Source organism: Psychroserpens sp., assembly GCF_034670085.1.
GTDB lineage: Bacteria > Bacteroidota > Bacteroidia > Flavobacteriales > Flavobacteriaceae > Psychroserpens.
In genome coordinates this window covers 40636-53066 of sequence record NZ_JAXMOD010000008.1, presented here as the reverse complement: position 1 = coordinate 53066, position 12431 = coordinate 40636, and the positions used below count along the sequence as shown (strand labels likewise).

The window sequence follows — 12431 nt, the reverse complement described above, 5'->3', positions numbered from 1 at the left end:
AAGCTATTGATAAACAGCTTCTGAACTAAAGATTTTAATAGGTATGAATTATGCTAATTTTGGTGGTTGAAAAACGGAAGGTTTTTCGAACAAAGAAGTGCTTTCTTTGTAAAAGAAGTTAACCAGTCTTTCAACTAAAGGTTCGTTGGTGAAATCGAACTTTATAGTTTCAAAAGTAAATACTATAGTTGTATGAGTACAGGTTTGATGATTATGCTTAAACGGTAAATCCTTATGCTCATCATGATTATTATCATGTTCAGCAACTTTATTCCCATAATGTTCATCAAGAAAATCTAGAAAGGAATCTCCATAATTTTCTTGATGAAATTCAGCATGCTCCATTAATGCCTTGAATTTTGAAATATCTTCAAGATTTACATTAAAACTCTGGAACAGAATTAAAACTGAATATATTATAGCAATCAATTTATTCATAAGTTATGACTAAGGTACTAAAAAGTGTTAAGGCAACAAAAGTATTATCACTCAAAAATAGTTACAATTCAAACGTGTGTTTTATCTAGTTTGTTGAACAACTTCCACCTTCTTTTTTTATGCCTAACTTAACAAGAATAGTTTCCAACAAACACCATTTTGTAAATGCAGATTGGATTAAATTTACTCCAATAAATACAGTAAACCACATCCAATTTTGATTTACATAAACAGTTAACACAACACTGAGTAATATAAATGTGCCAACAATAGCTCTAAAATATGTATTTAACATTGTAATTAATTTTTAAGTTTATATAAATTTTTCAATAGGAACTACAATCGCTTTCAAAGGATTGTTCGTTTCTAATTTTGTATTAAATTCTGTTATCAAATTGAATAATAATTCAATATGTTCGTCATCTGTAAATGAGAAAAACAAGCTCGATTCGTTTCCTGCTTTTTCACCTGAAAACCAGTTGGAGGCCATTAACAAAGAAGGTCTGTTCTTGTAGCCATCAATGTCTGAACTACTAAAGTTTTCAATATTTGCGTTTTTAAAGAGTTTTAAAACATCTTTCTGAAACTCTTCTACTGCTGTAACTATGACTAATTTCATTATTTATAATTTTTACGTTCTATCATAAAATAAACCAATGGCACAACCAATAAGGTTAATACTGTCGAAACAATTGTTCCTCCCATTAGTGATATCGCTAAACCTTGAAAAATTGGATCGAATAGGATGACAAATGCTCCAATTACGACCGTTCCAGCTGTCAATAAAATTGGAGTTGTTCTCACTGCTCCTGCTTCAATTGCAGCTTGTTTTAATGGAATTCCTTCAGCTATACGTAGATTAATAAAGTCAATGAGTAATACTGAATTTCTAACCATAATTCCAGCTAAAGCAATCATGCCAATAAATGACGTTGCTGTAAAAAATGCTCCCATAATCCAGTGACCAAGTATAATTCCGATTAAAGAAAGAGGAATGGCAACCATCATCACAATAGGAGCTTTAAAATTTTGAAACCACCCTACAATTAATATATATATCAAGATTATAGCTCCTAAAAACGCAATTCCTAAATCTCTAAATACTTCTAATGTAATTTGCCACTCGCCATCCCATTTAACCGTGTAATCATTTTCATAATCTGGCTGACCTAAATACATTTCATTGATTTTATATCCATCAGGAAGCTTAATAGCGTTCAATTTTTCTTCCATCCCAAGAATAGCATAAGCAGGACTTTCTAATTCTCCAGCCATATCAGCCATTACATATACGACTCGTTTTTGATTTTTACGATAAATACTTTTTGCACTTGAAATTTCATTAATGGTTACCAAATCGGCTATGGAAACCATGTTTCCTTGTTTAGATTTCACTCTTAATTGAGAAATATCGCTTATAGTTGATTTTTCCTTTTCATCCAGGCTCAGCACCAAACCAATTTGATTTGAAGCAACTTCATCATATAAGGTTGTAATCGCTTTATTAGATAAAGCCATATGCATGGCAAATGTTATTTGCTTTGGAGCAACACCATACAACATTGCTTTTTCTTTGTTGATTTCGAATTGATATTCAATTTGATCTGCTTCCACCATCCAATCAATATCTACAACATCATCAGTATTTTTCAAGATATTTTTAATGCTATTGGCAATTTTAATTTGCTCGTTATAATCAGGACCATAAACTTCGGCAACAATGGTTGACAGCACTGGAGGTCCTGGTGGTACTTCAACCAATTTCACATTGGCATTGTATTTTAGCGCAATTTTTTGAATATCTGGACGTAGTAATTTAGCGATATCATGACTTTGAGCTGAACGCTCGACTTTGTCAATTAAATTCACCTGAATATCTGCCATATTACTACCACCTCTTAAATCGTAATGACGAACCAGACCATTAAAGGTTATGGGAGCTGATGTACCAATATAATTTTGATAATTCACTACTTCTGGTCGCGTAGATAAATATTGAGCAATTTCTTGAGCAACAACAGCTGTACGTTCAAGAGTTGTCCCTTCAGGCATATCGATGACGACTTGAAATTCATTTTTATTATCAAAAGGCAACATTTTTACGGCAACCGATTTAGTAAAAAACAATACCATCGTTGCCATTAACAGAATAAAAGTTCCGCCTAAAAACAACCAACGCTTAGCTTTATTTTCTAATAAAGGACGTTCAAACTTGTTATAAATCTTGTAGATTAATGTTTCTTCTAATGGTTTTTCTGGCTTGTTATCTTTGCCTTTTTTATCTTTTTCTCTTAGAAATATATAACCTAAGTATGGTGTAATGGTTAAGGCTACAAATAAAGATAAAATCATGGCAATTGAAGCTCCAATTGGCATTGGAGCCATATATGGACCCATCAAACCAGAGACAAAGGCCATAGGTAAAACTGAAGCGATTACTGTTAATGTTGCTAAAATTGTTGGGTTTCCTACTTCATTTATGGCATATAAAGCAGCTTGTTTAAATGGTAAGCGTTTCATTTTAAAATGCCTATGCATATTCTCAGCAATAATAATGGAGTCATCAACGACAATTCCTGTTACAAATACTAAAGCGAATAATGTGATTCGGTTTAATGTGTAATCTAACATATAATAACTCAATAAGGTTAATGCAAACGTGATTGGAACTGATAAAAACACAACCAATCCACCTCGCCAACCCATTGCTAGCATAACCACAAATGTTACTGCTATGATAGAACCTATGAGATGTAACAATAATTCTGATACTTTATGTGATGCAGTTTCTCCATAATTCCTAGTCACTTCAACATGAACATCATCTGGAATTAATGTCGTTCGCAAATGTGCGACTTTGTCAATAATGACTTCTGCAATTTTCATGGCATCTGCTCCTTTACGCTTAGCAACTGAAATTGTCACAGCAGGATATTCAGATTTAAAATCAGTTGCATTTTCACTTCCATTTCCAAATCCTAAACTCACATAATTCTGTGGTACTTCTGGTCCGTCAATAATTTTGGCAACTTGTTTTAAATAAATTGGTTGATTTTGTTGTACACCCACGACTAGGTTTTCAACATCAGTTATTGATTCAAGAAATTTGCCAGTATTCACTAAAAATTCCGTATCATTTTTATCAAAACTCCCAGAATTTAATTGGCTATTATTAGCTTTAATCATTTCAGAAATGGATAAAAAATCTAAACCACTTTCTGCTAACTTATCTTTATCTAATACCACACGTAGTTGACGATTTCTACCACCAATTTTATGTGTGATTGCTACATCATTAATCTTTTTTATTTCGGCTTCTAACTCTTGAGCCATCTGACTTAATTGGTAATCGTCATAGTTTTCACTCCATAAGGTCAAGCCTAACATAGGTACATCATCAATTGCACGTGTTTTTACCAGCGGAAACGTAACGCCTTCTGGCATCTGATCCATATGCTTATTTATTTCGTTGTATAATTTCACAAATGAACGCTCAATATCTTCACCTACATAGAATTGAACAATGACCATGCCTTGCTCTTTCATTGACGTAGAATACACATATTCAACACCTTTAATATTAGAAATTAATTGCTCTAAAGGTTTTATAATACGTGACTCTACTTCGGTAGGGCTTGCACCTGGATAACCCACAAAAATATCTGCCATTGGCACATCGATTTGAGGTTCTTCTTCACGCGGAATTAAAAACGAACTATACACGCCAATAACCATAAACACAATCATTAGCAATACGGTAAGTTTTGACTGTATAAAGATTTTTGCTATTTTTCCTGCGATTCCTTCTTTCATTATATTCTAATTTATTGAATTGAAACTTTCGCTCCATTAAACAGTTTCCCTTCAGAAGAAAGGACATAAGCTTCTTCACTATTTAAACCTGATAATACTTCTACTTGATCACCAAACGTTCTACCTAAGCGTAGCCAACGTAATATTGCTGTATTAGTTTGACTTACAGTATACACGCCAGATAACTGACCATGTGTCACAATTGCTTCAGTTGGAATTAAAACAAGTTCTGATTTTACTTTCCGCTCTAAAGGAAATTGTATTGTTGCAAACATTCCAGATAAAACATTCGTTTCTGTTTGATCTAAATCGATTGTTACTAAATATTGTCCACCCGAATGTTTAGCTGAAGAACTTACTTCTTTCACTTTTCCTTTTATAGTTTTATTAATAGATTTTATGATTACATCAACTACTGCTTCTGTTTTTATTTCAGAAATTTCCGTTTCAGGCACCATTGCTCTAACTTCAAAATCACCTGGAGTTTCCATACTAATTAATGGCACACCTGGATTTGCCATATCTCCAATCTCAATGTTTTTACTTGTAATTACACCACCAAAAGGAGCCGTAATATTGCTGTATGCAAATTGCGCATTGATTTCGTTTTTCATCTGATTTGCAGCGTCTAACCTTGCTTTAGCCATTTCGAAATTGGCTGTCATATCATCCACTTCTTTTTGTGATGCACTAGCATTTGCGAATAAATTTTTAAAACGATCGTAATCCTTTTTCGCATTATTAAAAGCAGCAGTAGCCTCTGTAATTCCTGCATTTATTTGTGCTCTTTTTGCCTGTAAATCAGAATTATTGATGGATACCAATAATTGTCCTTTAGAAACTTTATCACCAACATTAACATGCACTTTATTAACGTAACCCATTATTCTCGTACTTAAGTCAGCACTACTAACAGCTTGAATTTTTCCGCTTACATTTAAAAACGGATTATTAGAATTTTCTTCTACTTGTCTGACTTTAACGTTAATTGCTTGCGAATTATCTGCTATTACTTTTTGGTCTTCGCTACCACAACTTGATATTAAAAAAGTTGCAATTGCCAAGGTAACTACGTGTTTATATATTTTCATTTTATAATTAGTCTTTAGTTAAAAATTGTAAATAGGCTTGTATGTAATTCAATTCAAAAATGGTTTGATAGTATTCCAATTGCTTTTGTGCATATTGCGATTCTGCCAATAGCAAATCAGATGTTTTTTCTAATCCTTCTTTAAATCTATTGGTTCTAATTCTTAAAGCTTCTTCTGATTGCTGTAATGCTAAAGTGGTTAACTTCAACTTGCTTTCTGCATCTAATAAATCACGTTTAGCCTTTTGTAATTCGAGGTTACTTTTAGATACATAGTTGTGATATTCTAGTTTTGATTTTTGGAATTCGGCATTACTTTTTTGTGCTTTCCCAATACGCTTGGAGCCTTTAAAAATATCCCAACTTAGTTGTGCACCAAACAAATATCCATTGGCATCGCCTTGAAAAATTTGATCATCATACATTTCATAACTTCCAAAGGCATTTAATCGTGGTAAAAATGCCATCTTATCTGCTTTACTCATAGCCTCGTAAGCGTTGGAAGCGAGTTCCATTGCTTTGATGTCAGAACGATTTTCAGAAAGCGTCATATCTACTAAAGTAAAGGTCGAAATCACTAATTCTTCTGTTGGTGAATACACCACATCGGTTTCGTCATTCATTAAAAAAGCTAAATAATTTGAAGCGTTATACACATTACTCATTGCCATTTGCAATTGATTTTGAACTTCTGTGCCTCTTACTTCAACATTTAAAACATCTGCTCGTTGTATGATGCCTTGATTAAAACTATTATCTGCCAATTTTTTATTGGCATTTGCAGCTTCCAAAGCTTTTTCAAGAACATCTACTGCTTTATAAGCTAATTGCAATTGCATGTAAGCCTTGTCTACTTCAAGCCTTAAAAAATCTTGAATACGCTCTGATTTCAATGACATTGCTTCCATTTTAGACTTGGCTGCTTTACGTTGGTAAACGCCATCCAAATTTATTAACGGTTGTTGAATTTCGAGTTTTGTTGCAAAGTTTTCAATCTGTGAAGGATTGTTTAACAATACTGGATTAAAATCATTTTGTGTTAGTATTTCTTGATTCAATTTTGAACCAAATGCCATTAGTGGATTTGTAGTAGCAATTCCTGAATGACTTGCTGTTATGTTTGGCAAAAAGACAGCATTGGTTTGTCTGAAATCACCTTTGGCTTGATTAAATTCTTCTTGAGAGATTTTAATACTTGTATTATTTGCTAATACTTTAGTTAATACTTCGGATTTTGTAATCGGAATCAATTCTTGTGCTTTTACCATTACTGTAAATAGTAAAATCATAAGCGATATTATATAAGTGTTATATTTCATTATCCTTAATAATTTGTACAAAATTAGGTTATGATTTAATGAAATTCAGTAACTATTGTTACCAAGAAATCAGATTGAGTGACATTGACACACAGCATGGGAAATAAAAGTAATTCTTACCTTAGTGAATAGAAATGACATAAATCAGTAGACAAAAAAAGTATTCAAATTTTATTGAGAATTTTTACTGTTAATTCATAAAAATTAGCGAATAAAATTTTCATTTTTTGTAAGGAAATTTCCTTTTTTAATGAAGTTTAATTATACTTAGCTATGAAAGAGCATGTCAGTAACAAAGGCTATAGAGAACATTTAATTTGATGTTTTTCTATTGTTAAAAACTATAAGTTATGCCAGTAATAAAATAGAATGTATTATCTAAATTTTCTTCTACTAAAACATCATCAACACTTAGAATTCCTTCATTTTGTGGTATGACATAAGTTGGCATAATTACTACATTAAATGATTTATGTACATACCAAATAGGTAGACTAAACTCAATGGCCATAAGGTTGAACTTCTTACTTTCTCTGAGGTCAACAGATGTAGATTGAGATGTACTTGAATTGCCTTGTCCTTGCCCAGAACTTTGACCTCGACCATTACCAAAGCGGTTATTGATATAATATTGTTCATAAAAATTTTGCGAACCAAAATTAACACCTACTGTGGGCGAAAACTGAAATTTTTTGTTTTTTGTTATAATATCACGATTGATCTCTAACGATAAAAAGAAATCCGAACTTCTATCACTATTAAAATATGTATTAGCAGCCATAGACACGTTTATAATATTAAAATCATACCTCATAAGTGCTGATAAATCGGTTTCCACTTCAGAAATAACATTATAACTATCCTCATTAAAAAAGTATTTTGTAAAAGAAATATCCCCTTCAATTTTTTTTATAGCAAAATCAAAACCAGCAGTCAATAAAAATAAGTCAACTCTACCTTCTTTTGATTTTACAAGATAGGATAATGACCCATTGGCATAAAACCCAGATTTATGATGGTAAGTTAGTGCAGGATATAGATAAGGTGCCGAAATTGAATCCTTTCTACCCATATAAACGGCATCACTTATATAATTTAAACTCAATGAAATATGAGATGAATCTAAGTCTTTTGTATTTTCTTCTTTAGTATTTTCATTTTTTAATATATCATCTTGTGCTATTAGTAAACTACTAAAACATAGTGATATAAATACCAACACAAATCTATTTTTTAAAGATCTCATATAACTAACTAATTTTTAAAAGAGGAAATTGATTTTGATATTTCAAATTCCCTCTTTTAACTTCTCAATTATTATAAACTCTTTTTAGCACCTTTTTTAGATGTCTTTTTCTTAATAGTTGACTTTTTTTGAATTTTTTTCTTAGTCAGCTTATTTTTCTTAACCATTTTTCTATGTTGGTATGTGTTCTTAAACATTTGACCATCCATATTAAGACATTCACCATCTTGAAGACGTAATTGTTTACGATCTCTTGTTTGGTATGTTCCATCAGGATTTACAGTTGTTCCATTGCTAAGATTAAGTTGTTGTTGCAATCTGTTCTGTGACTGATTTCTTATTTGCATAACTTCACCATCTACCAGCATATAATGAACTCTGTTTTGGTTTCTTTGCTGAACTTGAGCTTGGTTTAAACCCTTATTTTCTTGTTGTATTTTATATCTGTACTGGTATTCATTACGATACATTATACCATCCATATCTAAACATTGTCCATCTTTTAAACGTAATCGATTTTTATCCCTAGTTTGATAGGTTCCATCAGGATTTACAAATGAACCATCATTTAATTTTACCTTTTCTTTTAAACGTATTTGATCACGATCTCTAATTTGAAGAACATCACCATCTACTAACATTAAGCGGTCTTGATCTTGGACTCTGTCCTGATCTTTGTCCTGTGCCATCATAGTAGCTGTTCCTAGAACAACAAATACTACTGTTAAAATCAATTTTTTCATTTTTTTTCATTTAAATTAATAATAGTATAAATGTATTGTTATATAACATTTAGCGAAATGATTTAAATCATTAAGCCTTAATTTTTAGGGGTTTATGTAACAAATGTTACATAAAAAAACACTAATTACATTGTTCTTGAGTACCTGAAATAATAAGATCAAATTCGTCTTGGGTTAGAAATTGAGGTGTGTATGTATTACCTCCATTTTCAATACCAGAGACAAAACTTCTTAAATGGTTACGTGAGCCACATTGTAGCTTTTCAAATACAGCTATCAAATTAGGATGACTTGAGACATCTAAAAAGTCTTGTAAATCTTTAATATCCAAATCTTCAATTGTTGCACCTATTTGGAACGCATTAGCAGAACTCAGAGTACCATCGATTACAAATTGGTCGTAGAAATCTTGAAGGTTTTGGTTTTCAAAATCACCAACAGGTAAAATAGTATATTCTATAGCATTTTGGATTAAAAGATTTTCAACTAAATTCATATGCGCTTGCTCACTATTTTTAATATTGGCAAACTGATTTATAGACCATAAATCATTTAAATAAATATACGTGTCTCTAGCTAATTTTTCTTCTTCTAACATGAATATCAAAGCAGCTCTATCACTTTCTGTCATTACAAAGTTTGTGTTGTCTACATTACTATTATCATCATCGGAGCAAGTATACAAAAACGCAAGTAAAATGGATATTATTAAAACAGGAATCATACGTAATACTAGTGGCTTTTTCATCTTATTAAAATTTTAAATTACATATAAATTTAGAGAATAAATAAGAGGCTATCGGTAACTCATGTTACATAACTAAAACAAAAAAACAGTCCTGTTTTTTACAACTAAAACTATTAATTAAGTACAAGGACACTTAAAAAAAGAGCCTTCGGAAGGAATAAAAACATATTAGAAAACATGATAATAGTCAGCTTTAAAAATAGCTCTGAATATTACATTTGTGCCAATGAAAATAAGCGCCTACATTTTTTCTATTGTATTAACAACACTACTTTTATTAAATAGCACAAGAGTGTCGCTAACTTATGCTTATTACAATCTAGATCCCATTGGTTTTATTGAAGCTTTATGTGTTAATCAAAATAAACCTGAACTAGAATGTAACGGAACATGTCATTTAAAAAAGGTTGCACAGTCACAAGACAAAAAGCAAAACACTCCAGAAAGCATTATCGATTTTAAAGAGCTTACTTTGTTTCCAAATGCAGGTGAACTTATAATCTTTATGCCAAAAATTCATCTCAAAAAAGGAAACATTTCATCGTACCAAAACTTGTATTCATTTAGTACTACAAACGACTGTTTTCATCCACCTCGTTTTTAATTTATTCTTCCGTTGATAGAATTAACTATCACAATTTCTCAAGTTAAACTATATATTATTATAAAATGAAAACATTATATGGTGTGCTTTTCTGCACACTAATCACAATCATGTCTTATGGTCAAGAACAAAAAACCATAGAAAAAGACACTACAGAACAAAAAGTAACCAAGTTAGATGTCGTAATAATTACAGGGAAAATAAAAAACGACCCAGTATTAACATTAGTTTCTAATAATTATGATCAAAATATTGTCCAGCCTAAAAATGTTGCAGACCTGTTTAATAACATTAATGGTTTCTCAGTTATAAAAAGAGGAAATTATGCCATAGATCCATCATTTAGAGGTGCACAATATGAACAATTAAATATTCAGTACGATGGTGGAACAAAAGCCATGCATGCCTGTCCAAATAGAATGGATCCTATTACTACGCATATTATTCCTGAAGAAATAGCTAAAATAGAAATCATAAAAGGACCTTATACTGTACGCTATGGACCTACTTTTGGAGGTGTAGTAAATTTAGTAACCCAAAAACCAGACTATGAAGATTACGGCTTACATGGAAAAGTATCTGGAGGCTATGAAAGTAACGGAAACTCAATCGTCAACCTGGCACAATTACAATATATTCAAGAAAAATATGATATAGTTGCAAATGCAGGTTACCGTGATTTCGACAATTATGAAGATGGAGATGGTACTGAAATTCCATCTTCATTTAGAAGTACAGATTACGGTTTGAAACTAGGTTATAATTTTACAAATAACCAACGATTTCAAGCGCATTGGAGACAATCTTTTGGTCGAGATGTTTTGCACGCTGCATTACCAATGGATACAGAATATGACAATAGTAGTATTCTGTCTTTAGATTATAAACTGGATCATATTGGCAAGGTTGCACAATCATTAACAGCAAAAGCGTATTACAGCTATGTTGATCATTTAATGACCAATACCAATAGACCATCCTTTATGATGATGGAAGCCTCATCTGCTGTAGATGCCACTACTATTGGCGGAAAAATAGAATTAAACTGGAAACCAACTGAGAAACTAAACATGTTTTCTGGTTTAGATGCCATGCATATTGCCAGAGATGGTGGAAGAACTAGATTGGTAAAAATCATGAATGGAAATGTATTACCAATGCCAATGACCTTCAATGATAAGGTTTGGCAAGATTCTTATATAACAGATATTGGCGTGTTCACTGAGGCAAAATACATGGTATATCCTAAAACCATACTCACTGTTGGTCTGCGCTATGACAACGTAACTTCCGACATCCGAGATCCTGAAGACGATTTTGCAGCCTTGTACACACTAGGAAAACGGACAGAACATAATGTTAGTGGCACCATTTCTATTAAAAAAAGAGTATCCTCTAAATTTACTTTAGAGGCTGCTTATGGACGTGGAGTGAGGTCTGCTAATATGATAGAACGTTTTATCAACCATTTTAACGTTGGTCAAGATCCATTCGAATATATTGGAAATCCAAATTTAGAAGCTGAAGTCAACAATCAATTTGAAATTGGATTTAAAGGTAAAGAACCACTAAAAAATGGACTTAATAGTTTCTCCTACGAAACCTCTTTTTACTACTCGTTTTTTGAAAACTATATTGTTGGAATTATTGACCCTACAATTACAAGAAAGTTTAACCCTATGGCTGAACCAAGACACGTGAAGGTATTTCAAAATTTAAACGAATCTTATAAAACTGGTTTTGAAGTTATGGCACAAATCGATTTTTTAAAACACTACTATTTCAAAAGTGAATTAGCTTATGTCTATGCGAAAAATAAAGATTTAAATGAATCTTTACCATTAACACCTCCTTTAAATACGAGGCTAGTTTTTGGCTTTCAGAAAGAAAAATTTTGGGGAAATTTACAATTCAACCTAGTTTCTAAACAAGATAATATTTCAAGAAGTTTTGGCGAAACGGAAACTAGTGGTTACCAAACCTTAGATGCTCGTTTTGGTTTAAAACCTGTAAAGAATATTACCTTAGGAATAGCCATTATCAATGTTTTTGATGAAGCCTATAATAGCCATTTAAACTTCTCATTTACTAATCAAGAAGATTTTGGCAGAACTCCAATTACAGAACCTGGACGTAATTTTTCAGCCTTTTTACAGTATAAATTCTAATACATATGAACTAAAAAAAGGAGCACATTTAAAATATGCTCCTTTTTTTATTCTATAATTATAGGTAGAACTATCGTTCTTTAGGTTCGTTCTTATTCCTATCGCTTGTGGTCATGAATTTTACCAGAAATCCAATCAACACTAAACATACTAGTCCAAAAATTGAAATCATTATTACACCGTTATTCCAGTTATACAACATAATGCTTTGAGATATCATAATTATAAGTTTTAGTTTGTATTTATGCTTGCATTTAATTTA

At 31.7% G+C, this 12431-nt stretch carries 11 protein-coding genes; 2 read left to right on the top strand and 9 right to left on the bottom strand.

The genetic code is table 11. The features are described from left to right. Positions 1-48: 48 nt before the first annotated feature. The 9 genes from VOI25_RS13310 to VOI25_RS13270 form a co-directional block, all read right to left on the bottom strand. Complete coding sequence (locus tag VOI25_RS13310) at positions 49-438, bottom strand: hypothetical protein (RefSeq protein WP_323789572.1); 390 nt, start codon at positions 436-438, stop codon at positions 49-51. Positions 439-523: 85 nt separating this feature from the next. Then, positions 524-733 (bottom strand): DUF2892 domain-containing protein, encoded by a 210-nt coding sequence (locus VOI25_RS13305; RefSeq protein WP_323789571.1) that lies wholly within the window; start codon positions 731-733, stop codon positions 524-526. 18 nt (positions 734-751) lie between these two features. Then, on the bottom strand, positions 752-1057 hold the full coding sequence (locus VOI25_RS13300) for a hypothetical protein (protein WP_323789570.1): 306 nt from the start codon (positions 1055-1057) through the stop codon (positions 752-754). Further along, a complete protein-coding gene (locus VOI25_RS13295; RefSeq protein ID WP_323789569.1) occupies positions 1057-4251 on the bottom strand; it encodes an efflux RND transporter permease subunit in 3195 nt (1064 codons plus the stop codon). Before VOI25_RS13295 ends, VOI25_RS13300 begins: the two co-directional genes overlap by 1 nt. Before the next feature lie 11 nt (positions 4252-4262). Beyond that, a complete protein-coding gene (locus tag VOI25_RS13290; protein ID WP_323789568.1) occupies positions 4263-5342 on the bottom strand; it encodes an efflux RND transporter periplasmic adaptor subunit in 1080 nt (359 codons plus the stop codon). Positions 5343-5349: 7 nt separating this feature from the next. Beyond that, positions 5350-6630: a TolC family protein gene (locus VOI25_RS13285; RefSeq protein ID WP_416376071.1), complete on the bottom strand. Its 1281-nt coding sequence runs from the start codon at positions 6628-6630 to the stop codon at positions 5350-5352. Positions 6631-6994: 364 nt separating this feature from the next. Next, complete coding sequence (locus VOI25_RS13280) at positions 6995-7906, bottom strand: hypothetical protein (protein WP_323789566.1); 912 nt, start codon at positions 7904-7906, stop codon at positions 6995-6997. 71 nt (positions 7907-7977) lie between these two features. Beyond that, positions 7978-8649 carry a DUF6799 domain-containing protein gene (locus VOI25_RS13275; protein WP_323789565.1) on the bottom strand — a complete coding sequence of 224 codons (672 nt, stop codon included), beginning with the start codon at positions 8647-8649 and terminating at the stop codon, positions 7978-7980. A 121-nt stretch (positions 8650-8770) separates the two neighbouring features. Next, positions 8771-9397 carry a DUF2202 domain-containing protein gene (locus VOI25_RS13270; RefSeq protein ID WP_323789564.1) on the bottom strand — a complete coding sequence of 209 codons (627 nt, stop codon included), beginning with the start codon at positions 9395-9397 and terminating at the stop codon, positions 8771-8773. Between the two features lie 226 nt (positions 9398-9623). On the opposite strand from VOI25_RS13270, the gene VOI25_RS13265 reads away from it, so the two are divergent. Beyond that, entirely contained in the window at positions 9624-10001 is a 378-nt protein-coding gene (locus VOI25_RS13265) for a hypothetical protein (protein WP_323789563.1), read from the top strand. 65 nt (positions 10002-10066) lie between these two features. Next, positions 10067-12169: a TonB-dependent receptor domain-containing protein gene (locus VOI25_RS13260; RefSeq protein WP_323789562.1), complete on the top strand. Its 2103-nt coding sequence runs from the start codon at positions 10067-10069 to the stop codon at positions 12167-12169. The last annotated feature ends 262 nt before the right edge of the window (positions 12170-12431 follow it).